Source organism: Streptomyces colwelliae (assembly GCF_048158785.1).
In the GTDB taxonomy this organism is placed as follows: domain Bacteria; phylum Actinomycetota; class Actinomycetes; order Streptomycetales; family Streptomycetaceae; genus Streptomyces.
On record NZ_JBLTJC010000113.1, the window covers coordinates 14,222 to 28,669 of the forward strand.

At 70.3% G+C, this 14,448-nt stretch carries 8 protein-coding genes; 4 read left to right on the forward strand and 4 right to left on the reverse strand.

Annotated features, from left to right (window positions below; all coding sequences use genetic code 11):
* Positions 1-71: 71 nt before the first annotated feature.
* The gene (locus ACNFOC_RS23640; protein WP_416961099.1) at positions 72-1,442 is read right to left on the reverse strand and encodes a serine/threonine-protein kinase; all 1,371 of its coding nucleotides are present in this window, start codon (positions 1,440-1,442) and stop codon (positions 72-74) included.
* A 46-nt stretch (positions 1,443-1,488) separates the two neighbouring features.
* Between ACNFOC_RS23640 and ACNFOC_RS23645 the strand changes: the two genes are divergently transcribed.
* Positions 1,489-2,040 carry an RNA polymerase sigma factor gene (locus tag ACNFOC_RS23645; RefSeq protein WP_416961100.1) on the forward strand — a complete coding sequence of 184 codons (552 nt, stop codon included), beginning with the start codon at positions 1,489-1,491 and terminating at the stop codon, positions 2,038-2,040.
* Between the two features lie 25 nt (positions 2,041-2,065).
* Here ACNFOC_RS23645 and ACNFOC_RS23650 read toward each other — a convergent pair whose 3' ends face one another.
* The gene (locus tag ACNFOC_RS23650) at positions 2,066-4,441 is read right to left on the reverse strand and encodes a SpoIIE family protein phosphatase (protein ID WP_416961101.1); all 2,376 of its coding nucleotides are present in this window, start codon (positions 4,439-4,441) and stop codon (positions 2,066-2,068) included.
* 267 nt (positions 4,442-4,708) lie between these two features.
* Between ACNFOC_RS23650 and ACNFOC_RS23655 the strand changes: the two genes are divergently transcribed.
* Together ACNFOC_RS23655 and ACNFOC_RS23660 are read left to right on the forward strand one after the other, a co-directional pair.
* Entirely contained in the window at positions 4,709-7,807 is a 3,099-nt protein-coding gene (locus ACNFOC_RS23655) for a glycoside hydrolase family 2 TIM barrel-domain containing protein (protein ID WP_416961102.1), read from the forward strand.
* 154 nt (positions 7,808-7,961) lie between these two features.
* Positions 7,962-10,205 carry a glycoside hydrolase family 9 protein gene (locus ACNFOC_RS23660; RefSeq protein ID WP_416961103.1) on the forward strand — a complete coding sequence of 748 codons (2,244 nt, stop codon included), beginning with the start codon at positions 7,962-7,964 and terminating at the stop codon, positions 10,203-10,205.
* Here the strand turns inward: ACNFOC_RS23660 and qcrB are convergent.
* Entirely contained in the window at positions 10,196-11,677 is a 1,482-nt protein-coding gene (qcrB, locus tag ACNFOC_RS23665; RefSeq protein WP_416961104.1) for a cytochrome bc1 complex cytochrome b subunit, read from the reverse strand. The genes ACNFOC_RS23660 and qcrB overlap by 10 nt on opposite strands.
* Positions 11,674-12,627, reverse strand: a complete 954-nt coding sequence (sigJ, locus tag ACNFOC_RS23670) for an RNA polymerase sigma factor SigJ (protein WP_416961105.1) — start codon at positions 12,625-12,627, stop codon at positions 11,674-11,676. Before sigJ ends, qcrB begins: the two co-directional genes overlap by 4 nt.
* Positions 12,628-12,818: 191 nt before the next feature.
* On the opposite strand from sigJ, the gene ACNFOC_RS23675 reads away from it, so the two are divergent.
* Positions 12,819-14,432 (forward strand): DHA2 family efflux MFS transporter permease subunit, encoded by a 1,614-nt coding sequence (locus tag ACNFOC_RS23675; protein ID WP_416961106.1) that lies wholly within the window; start codon positions 12,819-12,821, stop codon positions 14,430-14,432.
* Positions 14,433-14,448: the final 16 nt, after the last annotated feature.

A 14,448-nucleotide genomic window follows, 5' to 3' on the forward strand; every position in this document is an offset into this window, starting at 1 on the left:
GCGCTGTCATAGGGGTCCGATGCGGGTGTGCGCCGAAAAGTTCGGGGGCACCGGATTTTCTTCGACAGTGATCAGGTGACCCGCAGCGAGCGGAGTATGCGCGCGGTCGCGTCACCGCTGTGCTGCCGGATCTGCACGTAGACCTGGGGCTGCGCCGCGCCGCCGACCATGCGGAGCGCGGTCTCCGAGAGGGTGCCCGTGCCGCCCGAGCAGTCGCTCCAGGTGCGGATCGTGCCGCGCCAGGTGGCGCTGGAGTAGGCGCGGCTTCCGTCGTAGTGGCAGCCGGAGTGGGCGATGGCGTCGACCTCGGTCGTCACGCTGCCGTGCTCGCTCAGGCCGATGAACACGCCGTTCACGTCGGCCGAGAGGTCCGGCCACTTCGACAGGTCGTCGGCGACGGCCAGCCCCGGCTCGTGCCCGGACTCCAGACCGAGCGCCTGCGGATTCCAGCCCGCGTCGCGCAGCTGACGGCCCCAGGCGTCGGGCACCTCGGCCACCACCCGGCCGGTGCTGTCCTTGACCTCCAGCTCGGAACTCCCGGACGACGACGGCAGGTTCAGCACCGCGGCGCCCGCCCCGGCGGCCACCACGACGAACAGCCCCGTCATGAGCGCGATGCTCCGGTGGCGGCTGTGCGGCTTGTGCACCGGGATCTCGGCGGCCAGCCGCTCCAGCTCCTCCGCGAACGCCCGCGCCGTCGGCCAGCGCCGCTCCCGGTCCGGTTCCAGCGCGCGGAGCAGGGCCCGCTGGACATCGGGGGACACGTCCTGCCGCAGCCGGTCCGGCCGTACGACCTGCCCGGGCGCCCCCGGGACCGTGCCGGTGACCAGCTCGTAGCCGACCGCGCCCAGGCTGTACACGTCGGCGCGCTCGTCGATGCCCGAGCCGGGCTGCGCCTGCTCCGGCGGCTGGTAGCCCGCCGAACCCGCGGCCAGGGTGAGGCCCGAGCCGTGCGCCAGGCTCTTGGCCAGGCCCAGGTCGGCGAGGAGGACACGGCCGGTGCCGTCCGGGGTGGTGCGCAGCAGCACGTTCGACGGCTTGATGTCCCGGTGGACGATGCCCGCCTTGTGCAGCGCGGCGGCGCCCCGGGCGGCCAGCGCGGTCAGCCGCAGGGCCTCGGACATGGGCAGCGGACCCGCGGTGAGCAGATCGGCGAGGGTGCCGGCGTCGGCGTACTCCATGACGAAGTACGGGCGCCCGTCGGGCAGTTCACCGATGTCGTAGACCTGTACCACCCGGTTGGAGTCGGCCCTGCGCAGCAGCCGGGCCTCGGTGAGGAAGCGGTCGACGATGTCGAGGCGGTGCGCCCAGTTGTCGGCGAGGACCTTCACGGCCACCGGCGCTTCGAGCACGTCGTCGTGCGCGAGCCAGACCGTGCCGAACGCGCCGGTGCCCAGGCGGCGTTCGAGTCTGTAGCGGCCGATCTGTTCGACGAAGTGCATGGGACTATCATGCCTGCTCGTAGATCGAGGCGGAGGAGTGGATCCAGTGCGGGACACGGTGCGGACCGAGGAACTGGCGCGGCGGGCCGCGGCCGGTGATCCGGTTGCCCTGGACGAGCTGCTGCGGTCGATCGGACCCGAGGTCCTGAGGCGGTGCGGGCGGTTCCTGCCGTGCCGGGAGGACGCCGAGGAAGCGGCGCAGGACGTACTGATGCAGGTCGCCCGGAAGATCGGCACGTTCGAGGGCCGGAGCCTCTTCAGCACCTGGCTCTACACGGTGGTCGCCAACGGCTCCCGGCAGAAGTACCGCGAGCTGAAGCGGCGGGCCGCCGAGCAGCCGGCCGAGATCGACGTGTCACAGCATGTCGACCCGCGCACCACGAGTGTGATCGCCGGGTCGAAGATCGACCTCCTGGAGGCGCTGGAGCGCCTTGAGCGGGAACAGCCGCACCTCGTCGCGCCGCTGGTCTACCGGGACATCTGCAACCTGGAGTACGCCGACATCGCCGAGCGGATCGGCATCCCGCTCGGCACCCTCAAGTCCCGGCTGCACGAGGCCCGCCGCCAGGTCAGGCCCTGGCTTACCGACCTCTCCTGAGCCGACCTGCCGCTCTTGCTCCGGCTCAGATCTCGTCGAAGAGGGACAGCTCCGCCCAGATCGTCTTGCCGTCGGCCGTGTGCCGGCTGCCCCAGCGCTGGGTGAGCTGCGCGACCAGCAGCAGCCCGCGCCCGCCCTCGTCCCAGGTCTTGGCGCGGCGCAGGTGCGGGGCCGTGTGGTTGGTGTCGGAGACCTCGCAGATCAGCGTGGTCGCGTCATGGATCAGCCGGAGCCGGATGGGGTGCGCGCCGTAGCGGATGGCGTTGGTGACCAGCTCGCTCACCACCAGCTCGGCCGTGAACCCGGCCTCGCTCATGTTCCAGGTGTCCAGCTGCTCCACGACCTGCTTGCGGATCGGGGCGACGAGGGACGGGTCGGCCGGGATGTCCCAGGTCGACACCTGCTCGGCGGGCAGCCCCTGGGTGCGGGCCAGTAGCAGCGCTACGTCGTCGGCCGCGCCGCCCGGCGGGAGCACGGCGTGCAGGATCCGGTCGCAGGTCTCGTCCAGGGAGTCCGAGGGGGTGTACAGGGCGTCGAACAGCAGCCGTTGACTGTCGTCGAGGTCCCGGTCGCGGTTCTCGACCAGCCCGTCGGTGTACAGCGCGAGCACGGTGCCCTCGGGCAGCTCGAACTCGGCCGACTCGAAGGGCAGCCCGCCCAGGCCCAGCGGCGGTCCCGCGGGCAGGTCGACGGGCTCGGGCGGGCCGCCCGGACGGATCATGACCGGCGGCGGATGTCCGGCGCGGGCCAGCGTGCAGCGGCGGGACACCGGGTCGTACACCGCGTACAGACAGGTCGCGCCGACCTCGCCCGGGCTGCCCTCGCCGCCGGCCTCCGCGGACAGCCGTACGACGAGGTCGTCGAGGTGGGTCAGCAGTTCGTCGGGGGCCAGGTCGATGTCGGCGAGGGTGCGGACCGCCGTGCGCAGCCGGCCCATCGTGGCGGAGGCCTGGATGCCGTGGCCGACGACGTCCCCGACGACCATGGCGACCCGCATCCCGGACAGCGGGATCACGTCGAACCAGTCGCCGCCGACCCCGGCACGCGCCGCCGGCAGATAGCGCGAGGCCGCTTCCAGGGCGGCCGTGCGCGGGAGTTTGAGGGGGAGCAGGCTGCGCTGGAGGGCCAGCGCGGTCTCGCGCTCGCGGGAGAAGCGGCGGGCGTTGTCGATGCAGACCGCGGCGCGGGCCGTGACCTCCTCGGCCAGCAGGACGTCGTCGTCGGTGAACGGGTCGAGGCGCCGGTACCGGGTGAGGACCGCCACACCGAGGGTGACGCCGCGGGCCTGGATCGGGACGGCCATCGAGGAGTGGATGCCGTACTCCTCGACGCGCTTGGCGCGGGTCCTGTCCCAGGAGAGCCAGAGTTCCAGGGCCCGGCCCGAGGCGACGAGGGTGCGGCCCGCGACCAGCGCGTCGGCCTGCGGGGACTGCTCCGGGTACAGGTTGAGCTGGCCGGGCTTGGCGACGGCCTCCGGGCTGCCCTGCTGCACCGACTGGTGGGCGGCCCGGCGCAGTCTGATCGGCGCGGTGATCGCCGCCGGGGGCTCGCCGCCGTGCTCCTGCGGATCCACCAGGTCGATGCTGACGAAGTCGGCGAGCGCCGGCACACAGACGTCCGCGAGCTCCTGGGCCGTACGGGTGACGTCGAGGGTGGTGCCGATGCGCACACTCGCCTCGTTGACGAGCTGGAGCCGCTCCCGGGCCAGGTAGTTCTCGGTGAAGTCGTGCGCGGCCAGACACACGCCCCGCACCCGGCCCTCGGCATCCGTGATCGGCGCCATCCGGGCCAGCCAGGCGTGCGCGGTGTCCTCGCCGCCGGTGCGCATGTAGATCTGGAAGTCCTGGGCGGTGCCGGAGGTGAGCACGAGCAGCATGTACTGCTCCAGCTCCGAGCTCTGCGTCTTCCCGCCGATCTCGGTGATCCGCAGCCCCTGGATGCGCTCCTCGGGCAGCCCGATCACGTCGGCCATCGCGTCGTTGACCCGGCTCAGCCGCAGCCGCTCGTCGTAGACCGCGATGGCACACGGCGACTGGGTCAGCGCCGCGGTCGCGAGGGGGTCCCCCGATGCGCGGGGCCCGCCGCCCTCCAGCGGTGTCACCACGAGCCAGTCGCCCAGGCCGCCGTCCCGGGGGCGCCGGTGGTGGGCCAGCAGCCACACGGGCACGGCCCGCCCGTCCCGGTGGCGCAACGTGACCGTGCCGTCCCAGCGGGCGCCCGCGATCTCGGGCAGCGCCTCGTCGCCTCCGGCCAGCAGCCGCACGGCCGGGCGGCCCACGACCTCGTCCGCGGTGTGACCGAGGAGCCGCCTGGCCCCGTCGTTCCACTCCACCAGAGTTCCGGCATCGTCGATGACAACCCGCGCCGTCGCGGCATCGTCGAACGGGTAGACCGGACTCATCGTCGCCACTCCATCGCGCGCACTCACAGTGAACAGACACGTCACTTGCGTTCCAGCCTAGTGCGTCACGGTCCCGCGCGGACGAGAACCCCCACGGCCGCGGGTACCGGTGGTCAACCGGTGGTCAAGGGGGAAATCCGGTCGAAGTGGCGCACGCGGCAGAAGCCTGACCCCGCACCCTTGACGGCCCGGCGTAGCACCCCGTCAGAATCTGTTTGGTCACGATCAGTTGTGAGTACTTCTGGGCCCTGATGAGGGAGAGCCGCCATGACGGTCACTCGCCGATCGGTTTTGATCGCTTCTACGGCCGCGCCGACGGCCACATCACTTCTGTCCACCCCGGCCGCACGCGCCGCCGGGACCACCGCGGGCGCGTCCGGCCGCCACACGGTCCCCCTCCGGGACGGCTGGCGCTTCGCGCTGGTCAACCCCGGCGGGATCACCGACCCGACCGGCGCCTACGCCGGGGCCGCCGCACCGGACTACGACGACTCGGCCTGGCGCCAGGTCGCGGTCCCCCATGACTGGAGCATCGAACAGACCCCCACCACGGCAAACGGCACGACCAGCGGCACCGGGTTCTTCCCCGGCGGCCTCGGCTGGTACCGGATCGCCTTCACCCTGCCGCCGGCCTTCGCGGGCAAGCGGATCTCGGTGGAGTTCGACGGCGTCTACATGGACGCGTACGTCCACTGCAACGGCACACAGGTCGGCCAACACCCCTACGGATACACGGGGTTCGCCCTCGACCTCACCGACCTGGCGCACACCGACGGCACCACGGAGAACGTCGTCGCGGTGCAGGTGCGCAACCAACTCCCCAGCAGCCGCTGGTACTCGGGCAGCGGCATCTACCGCGAGGCCCGCCTCGTCGTCACCGAGCCGGTGCACGTCGAACGCTGGGGCACGTACGTCACGACCCCGGACATCACCGCCGAGCGGGCTGTCGTACGGGTGCGGACGACCGTGGTGAACGAGTCGGGTGCCCCGAACGAGATCGAGGTCAGATCGAGAGTCGTGGACCCCGGCGGTCGGACCGTGGCCCGCACCTCCTCCACGGTCACCGTCGCCGACCGGGCGACCGAACCCCATGAACTCACCGTCCCCAAGCCCAAGTTGTGGGACATCGAGACCCCGGACCACCGCTACACCCTGGAGACCGAACTGCGGGTGGCCGGCAGGACGGTCGACACGTACAGCACCCCCTTCGGCATCCGCACCTACCGCTTCGACCCGGACGAGGGCTTCTCCCTCAACGGCACTCACACCAAGATCAAGGGCGTCGACCTCCACCACGACCAGGGCGCCCTCGGCTCCGCGATCAGCATCGACGCCGTACGCAGGCAGTTGAGCATCATGAAGTCGATGGGCGTCAACGCCTTCCGCACCTCCCACAACCCGCCCTCGCCGCAAATCATCGAGGCCTGCGAGGAGTTGGGGATCGTGATGATGGTCGAGGCCTTCGACTGCTGGCACACCGGCAAGACGACCTACGACTACCACCGCTTCTTCGACGACTGGTGCGAGCGGGACGCCACCGAGATGGTCCTCGCCGCCCGCAACTCGCCCGCCGTGGTGCTGTGGTCCATCGGCAACGAGATCCCCGACTCCACCGCCACCGCAGGTCTCGCGATGGCCGACCGCATCATCGGCGCGATCAAGGCGGCGGACGACACCCGGCCGGTGGTCATCGGTTCGAACAAGTACCACGGTGTGCCCGCCAAGGGCTCCGCGGCCGACCTCATGCTCGCCAAGCTCGACGGACTGGGCCTCAACTACAACACCGCCAAGTCGGTCGACGGTCTGCACGCGGCCTATCCGAACCTGTTCCTCTTCGAGTCGGAGTCCTCCTCGGAGACCTCCACGCGCGGCGCCTACCAGGAGCCGGAGCATCTGAACACCGGCGAGAACTACACCCCCGGCAGGCGCGACACCTCCTCGTACGACAACAACCTCGCCTCCTGGACGATGAGCGGCGAGTACGGGCACAAGAAGGACCGGGACCGTAAGTGGTTCGCGGGCCAGTTCCTCTGGTCGGGGATCGACTACATCGGGGAGCCGACGCCGTACGACGTCTTCCCGGTCAAAGCGTCCTTCTTCGGCGCGGTCGACACGGCCGGCTTCCCGAAGGACATGTACCACCTCTTCCGCAGCCAGTGGATCAGCGAGCCCATGGTCCATCTGGTGCCGATGAGCTGGAACCACGAGCCGGGCGACACGGTCGAGGTGTGGGCGTACGCCAACGTCGGCACCGTCGAGCTGTTCCTCAACGGAAAGTCCCTCGGGACAAGGGAGTTCGACACCAAGAAGACCACCGACGGCCGCGCCTACCTGGAGACCACCGAGGCCACCGGCGACGACAAGACCTTCACCACCGGCCCCTACCCGGGCAGTTACACCAGCCCGAACGGCAGCGCGGGCAAGCTCCACCTGACGTGGAAAGTCCCGTACGAACCGGGCGAGTTGAAGGCGGTGGCGAGCAGCGGAGGGAAGGTCGTCGCTTCCGACGTGCTGCGTACGGCCGGGGCCGCACACGCCGTCCGCCTCACGGCCGACCGCAAGTCCCTTGCCGCCGACGGCCGTTCACTGGTCTTCGTGACCGCCGAGGTCGTCGACGCCCACGGTGTCGTCCTGCCCGACGCGGAGGATCTGATCGCCTTCGAGGTGAAGGGCGGGTCACTTGCCGGGCTCGACAACGGGCGGGAGGAGAGCGCCGAGCGGTACCAGGCGAGCACCCGAACGGCCTTCCACGGCAAGGCGCTTGCGATCGTGCGGTCCGGTACGAAGGCGGGCTCGCTGAAGGTGACGGCGCGTGCGGAGGGGCTGCGGGCCGGCACGGTGACGGTACGGACGACGCCCGGACGGGACGTGGCCACGACGTCCGCGCCGCGCTTCGAGGCCGACTACCCGGCGCCCCTGAACTACCCCTACGCCGACGCGAGTTACTCCGGCCGACCCGACACACTCCCCGCCGCCATGCTCGACGGTGACACGGCCACCGGCTGGTCCAACGCCTTCGCGAAGCCGGCGACGGCTCTGCTGCCCGCCTTCAGCGGCGCGCGCGAGGAGGACTGGGTGTCGGTGGACTGGGGGAGGGGGCGGTCCTTCGACCGGGTGGAGGTGTCGTTCACGGAGGACGCGACGCACAGTCTGCCCGCGGCGGTGGCGGTCGCGGTGTGGGACGGGCGCAGGTGGGTGCCGGTCGAGGGGGCGGCCGTCGACTGGGCCACCGTCTCGGACGCCCCGACCGTCGTCACCTTCGGCGCCGTGCGCGGATCGCGGGTGCGGCTGACGCTGACGAGCGGTCACCCCGGGACGGCTCAAGGGGCGGTGCGGATCAGCAAGTTGGAGGTACCCGCCGGGTAGTACGGCGTCCGCCGCGGTCCGGACCGGAATCTGGCCTGTCCGGACCGTTGACGGGATGTCATGTCTCGAACAGCATGGCCTGCGTCCGCATCTGGGAGCGCTCCCACCATACGTACCACCGCAGCGCGCCCCCACCTCCCCGAGGAGCCCAGACGTGAAACGACGCAGAACGACCCTGCTCGCCGCCACGGCCCTCCTCGCGGCCGCGCTCACCGCCCTGCCGGCCGGCCCGGCCGGGGCCGACGAGGTCGAGCAGCTCAGGAACGGCACCTTCGACACCACCACCGAACCCTGGTGGACGACGAGCAACGTCACCGCGGGCCTGTCCGACGGGCAGCTCTGCGCGGACGTGCCGGGCGGCACGGCGAACCGCTGGGACGCGGCCGTCGGCCAGAACGACATCACGCTGGTGAAGGGCGAGTCGTACAAGTTCGCTTTCACGGCGTCCGGTTCGCCCGAGGGGCAGGTGGCGCGCGCGATCGTCGGACTGTCGGTGGCGCCGTACGACACCTACTACGAGGTCAGTCCCGAGCTGAGCGGGTCGGGCAACTCCTATGCGTACACGTTCACTTCACCCGTCGACACCACGCAGGGACAGGTCGCCTTCCAGCTCGGTGGCGGTACGGATGCCTGGCACTTCTGCATGGACGACGTGTCGCTGTTGGGTGGCGTGCCGCCGGAGGTGTACCAGCCGGACACCGGGCCGCGCGTGCGGGTGAACCAGGTCGCCTATCTGCCTGATGGACCGAAGAACGCCACGCTGGTGACCGCGTCGACGGCCGTGCTGCCCTGGCAGTTGAAGAACGCGGCGGGCGCGGTGGTCGCACACGGGCGGACCGTGCCGCGCGGCACGGACGTGGCTTCGGCGCAGAACGTCCAGTCGATCGACTTCGGCTCCTACCGAGGGCGGGGCGAGGGCTTCACGCTGGTGGCCGACGGGGAGACGAGCCGCCCGTTCGGCATCGGCACGAGCGACTACGAGCAACTGCGCCTCGACTCGCTGAAGTACTACTACACCCAGCGCAGCGGCATCGAGATCCGGGACGACCTGCGCCCCGGCTACGCCCGCCCGGCCGGTCATCTGAACGTCGCCCCCAACCAGGGCGACGCGCACGTGCCCTGCCAACCCGGCCTGTGCGACTACACACTTGACGTGACCGGCGGCTGGTACGACGCGGGGGACCACGGCAAGTACGTCGTCAACGGCGGTATCTCCACCTGGGAGTTGCTGAGCACCTACGAGCGCTCACGCCTGGCCCGCACCGGACAGCCGGCCAAGTTGGGCGACGGGACGCTCGCCATCCCGGAGAGCGGCAACAAGGTGCCGGACGTGCTCGACGAGGCCCGCTGGGAACTGGAGTTCCTGCTGAAGATGCAGGTACCGGACGGACAGCCACTGGCCGGCATGGCCCACGACAAGGTCCACGACGAACAGTGGACCGGGCTGCCCCTGCTGCCGAGCCAGGACCCGCAGAAGCGCGAACTGCACGCGCCGACCACCCAGGCGACGCTCAACCTCGCGGCGACGGCGGCTCAGGCGGCCCGCCTGTACCGGCCCTACGACCGGGAGTTCGCGGCGAAGGCGCTGGCCGCGGCGAGGAAGGCATGGGCGGCGGCGGTCGCGCACCCCGCGGTGTACCCGGACCCGAACGACGGCATCGGCGGCGGCGCGTACCCCGACGACAACGCGACCGACGAGTTCTACTGGGCGGCGGCCGAGCTGTATCTCACCACGGGGGAACGGCAGTTCGCGGACCACGTCGTCGACTCGCCCCTCAACACGGCCGACATCTTCGGCGGCCTCGGCTTCGACTGGGCCCGGACGGCGGCACTGGGCCGACTCGACCTCGCGACGGTCCCCAGCGGGCTTCCGGGCCGGGACAAGGTGCGCCGCTCGGTGATCGAGGGCGCGAACACCTACCTGACCACACTGCGAACCCAGCCGTACGGCATGCCGTACGCACCGCCCGGCAACCTCTACGACTGGGGTTCCAACAGCCAGATCCTCAACAACGCCCACGTCATCGCCACCGCGTACGACCTCACCGGCGCGGCGAAATACCGGGACGGCGCACTCCAGAGCATGGACTACATCCTCGGCCGCAACGCCCTGAACATGTCCTACGTCACCGGCTACGGCGAGGCCAACTCCCACAACCAGCACAGCCGTTGGTACGCCCACGAACTCGACCCGAACCTTCCCAACCCGCCGAGGGGCACGCTCGCGGGAGGCGCCAACTCCTCCATCCAGGACCCCTACGCACAGAGCAAACTCCTCGGCTGCGTCGGCCAGTTCTGCTACATCGACGACATCCAGTCGTGGTCGACGAACGAGACGGCGGTGAACTGGAACGCGGCGTTGGCATGGATGGCCTCGTTCGCGGCGGATCAGGGCTGACGTCCGCGCTCGACCAGTTCCCTCGGTCGCTTGTGTGCGGTGAGTGTGTGGAGTTCGGCCTGGTCGAGCGGACGGTGCAGCTCCACGTACTCGCCGTGCGGGAGCCGTTTGATCACGCCCGTCTCGCGGCCGTGCAACACCAGCTCGCTGTCCCGGAGCTGGAGGCCCAGGCAGATGCGGCGGGTGACGATGAAGGCGACCGCCGGTACGGCGAAGACCGCCACCCGCACCGCCCACGTCACCGTGTTGATCGACAGATGGAGGCGAGTTGCCACGATGTCGTTGCCGCCGCCGGCCAGGAGGATCAGGTAGAGGCTGATCCAGGCCACGCCGATGCCCGTGCGGGTGGGGCGGTTGCGGGGGCGGTCCAGGAGGTGGTGTTCGCGTTTGTCGCCGGTTCGCCAGGACTCCAGGAACGGGTACACGCCGATGAGGACCAGGAGGAGCGGGAAGACGATGATGGGAATGAGCACGCCCAGCACCAACGTGTGGCCCCACAACGTGACTTCCCAGCCCGGCATGACGCGGACCAGGCCCTCCGCGAAGCCCAGGTACCAGTCCGGCTGGGCGCCCGTCGAGACCTGGTCGGCGCGGTAAGGGCCGTAGGACCAGACCGGGTTGACCGACGCCACCGCCGCGAGGAGGGTGAGGGCGCCGAAGACCAGGAAGAAGAAGCCGCCCGCCTTCGCGAGGTACACCGGCATGAACGGGCTGCCCACCACGTTGCGTTCGGTGCGGCCGGGGCCCGCGAACTGGGTGTGCTTGTGGTAGACGACCAGCAGGAGGTGGACGACCACCAGTGCCGCCATGATGCCGGGGATCAGCAGGACGTGGAGCGAGTAGAAGCGGGACACGATGTCGTGGCCGGGGTACTCGCCGCCGAACAGGAACATCGACAGGTACGTCCCGACGATCGGCACCGACAGCAGCGCGCCGTCCACGAAGCGCATCCCCGTGCCCGACAGCAGGTCGTCCGGGAGCGAGTAGCCGAAGAGGCCCTCGAACAGGCCGAGGAACAACAGGGTCCAGCCGAACAGCCAGTTGAGCTCGCGCGGCTTGCGGAACGAGCCCGTGAAGAAGTGCCGCATCATGTGCGTCAGCATCGCGGCGATGAACACCAGCGCCGCCCAGTGGTGCAACTGCCGGACCAGCAGCCCGCCCCGCACGTCGAAACTGAGGTGCAGCGTCGAGGCGTAGGCGTCGGACATGCGGATGCCGTTCAGGGGGACGTAACTGCCGTGGTACGTCACCTCGTTCATCGACGGGTGGAAGAAGAGGGTGAGGTAGACGCCGGTGAGGATCAGCACCACGAAGCTGTAGAGGCAGATCTCGCCGAGGAGGAACGACCAGTGATCCGGGAACACCTTCCGCAAGTACTGCTTGCCGAGGGTGTGGATGCCGAGGCGGCCGTCGAACCAGTCGGCGACGCGCTCGCCCCGCGAGGTGTCGGAGGTGCCAGAAGTGTCGGTCACTGGTCCTCCTCCTCGTCCTTGTGCACGTGCGTGAGCTTCTCGGGGTTGGTCACGATGTAGACCCCGGACACCTGGTCGCCCTCCGGCGTGAGGTCCATGACCATCACCGCGTACGGTGAGTCGCCCTCGAACAGCACGGCCGCGTCGTCGCCGTTGACGCGCCGGTAGCGCAGCTCCAGGTCCTGGGGGCCGCGGCGCCGGGTCGCGAAGGAGTTGATGAGGCGGACGGCCTTGTCCCGTCCGTGCACCGGGCGCAGTCCCGCCGGCTTCCGGTTGCCCCCGCTGTCGGTCCACACCGTGACGTCCGGCGCGAGGATCTCCATCAGCGAGGCGATGTCCCCGCCGATCGCGGCCCGCACGAACCGCTCGGTCGCCTCCCGCCGCACCCGGGGATGCGCCTCGTACAGTGGCCGCCGCGCGTGCACATGGGCCCGCGCCCGGTGCGCGAGCTGCCGTACGGCGGCCGGGGTGCGGTCGATGATGTCCGCGATCTCGGTGTGGGCGTACCCGAACACCTCGTTGAGGACGAAGACCGCGCGCTCCAGCGGGGTCAGCGACTCCAGGACGACCAGCATGGCCATCGACACGGACTCGGCGCGCAGGGCGGGGTCCACCGGGTCGTCGTCGGCGGGCTGGTCGACCAACGGCTCCGGGAGCCACGGGCCCACGTACGTCTCGCGGCGACGGGTGATCGTGGCGCGGCGCTGGAGCGCGTGGTTGACGGCGATGCGGACGAGATAGGCGCGCTGGTTGGTGATGGTGTCGAGCGGGGAGCGCCGGGCGCGCGACGTCCAGGAGAGCCAGCTCTCCTGGAGGACGTCGTCGGTGTCGGCGACGCTGCCCAGCATGTTGTAGACGAGGCCGAACAGCAGCTCCCGATGGTCCATGAAGACAGTGGTCGCCTCAGTGGCTCCCTCATCGGTGACGGCGGACTCGGAGAACTCGGACATGTATGCGCCTCCCCAGTGGCGTGCTCACTACTGCGAGGGGTGGCGGGGGTCGGAATGTGACAGCGGACGGCCTGAATGTGACGTACGTCTCGGGAAATCCACGCCGTGTCACACCGGTCGGACGTCCGGCCCTCTTGAACGCGAGTCCGACCCGTCGTCGGACGCGCAGTCGGACATAAGGAGTCGACATCGTGTTCAAGAAGTGGCACGGCAACCCCTGGGCGATCCTCGTCACGCTCTCGCTCGGGTTCTTCATGACCCTCCTCGACCTGACGATCGTGAACATCGCGATCCCGCAGCTCGGCGAGGACCTCGACGCGTCCCTGGACGAGATCCTGTGGATCGTCAACGCCTACACGCTGGCCCTGGCCGTCCTGCTGATCACCGGCGGCCGCCTCGGCGACCTGCGCGGCAAACGCAATCTGTTCGCCGCCGGAGTCACCCTGTTCACGCTGGCCAGCCTCGCCTGCGGTCTCGCACAGGACCCGGCCCAACTCATCGGGTTCCGCGCGGTGCAGGGGCTGGGCGCGGCACTGCTCATGCCGCAGACCCTGTCGATCATCGCCGAGGTGTTCCCGGCCGACCGGCGAGGTGTCGCGATGGGCATCTGGGGCGCGGTGGCGGGGGTGTCCGGCGCGCTCGGCCCGATCCTCGGCGGGGTGCTCATCACCCATCTGTCCTGGCGCTGGATCTTCTTCGTCAATCTGCCGATCGGCGCGCTGGTGCTCGTGCTGACGATGGCGATCATCCCGGGCGCCCGGCGCACGGTACGGCGCCGCTTCGACACCCTCGGCGTCACCCTCGCCTCAACTGCCCTGTTCTGCCTGGCCTTTGGGCTGACGGAGGGGCAGCGGTACGACTGGAACGCCTGGATCTGGAGCCTGTTCGGCGCGGCCGTCGTCCTCTTCGGCGGCTTCCTGCTGCACGAGCGCGGGCAGCAGGACGGTGAACCCCTGGTCCCCTTCTCGCTGTTCAAGGACCGCGACTTCAGCCTCATCAACTTCGTCGGCGTCACCGTGTCGTTCGGCGTGGTCGGCATGTTCCTGACCCTGACGATCTATCTCCAGTCCGTGCTCGGCTTCAGCGCGCAGAAGGCGGGGCTCGTGCTGCTGCCCGTCGCCCTCGGCTCGTTCGTGATGGCGGGGCCCGCGGGGGCGCTCGCGGACAAGGTCGGCGGCAAGTTCATCCTGATGGGCGGGTTGCTCGCCTGGGCGGGCGGGCTTGTGTGGGTCGTCGGTGTCGCGGACGTCGGCACGGGCTGGCCGACCATCGCGTTCCCGCTGTTCCTCACGGGGTTGGGCGTCGGCTGCACCTTCGCGCCCATGGCCACGGAGGTCATGCGGAACGTCCCGCCCCGGCTCGCCGGTGCCGCGTCCGGTGTCACCAACGCGCTCCGGCAGGTCGGTTCGGTGCTCGCCGGTGCGGTGATCGGAGCGGTTCTCCAGGCGCAGCTCGCCTCCTCCCTCACCGAGCAGGCACGGGCTCGGGCCGGTCAACTCCCCGTCGCCTACCGGGAGTCGTTCGTCGCCGCGTTCTCGGAGGCGGAGTCCGACGTCGGTGCCGGGCGGCAGGGGGGTGCGCCGGCCGGGGTTCCGCGTGGCGTCGCCGAGCGGATGCGTGTCCTTGGCGGCCAGGTGTTCGGCCACGGGTTCGTCGACGCGATGGGGCCCGCCGTGTATGTCGCCGTCGCCGTTCTGCTGGCCGGTGCGGTCGCTTGTCTCGCCGTACGGCGACACCATGGGCCGTCCGTCAATCCGCATGCCTTGCCGATGTCCGAGCCTGAGTTGGAGGAAGCCGCGCGGTGACTATCGGTGGCGGGGG

Coding starts and splice junctions, on each gene's coding strand:
- ACNFOC_RS23640 (WP_416961099.1), bottom strand. CDS start 1,442: ATGCACTTCGTCGAACAGATCGGCCGCTACAGACTCGAACGCCGCCTG.
- sigJ (WP_416961105.1), bottom strand. CDS start 12,627: ATGTCCGAGTTCTCCGAGTCCGCCGTCACCGATGAGGGAGCCACTGAG.
- ACNFOC_RS23655 (WP_416961102.1), top strand. CDS start 4,709: ATGACGGTCACTCGCCGATCGGTTTTGATCGCTTCTACGGCCGCGCCG.
- ACNFOC_RS23650 (WP_416961101.1), bottom strand. CDS start 4,441: ATGAGTCCGGTCTACCCGTTCGACGATGCCGCGACGGCGCGGGTTGTC.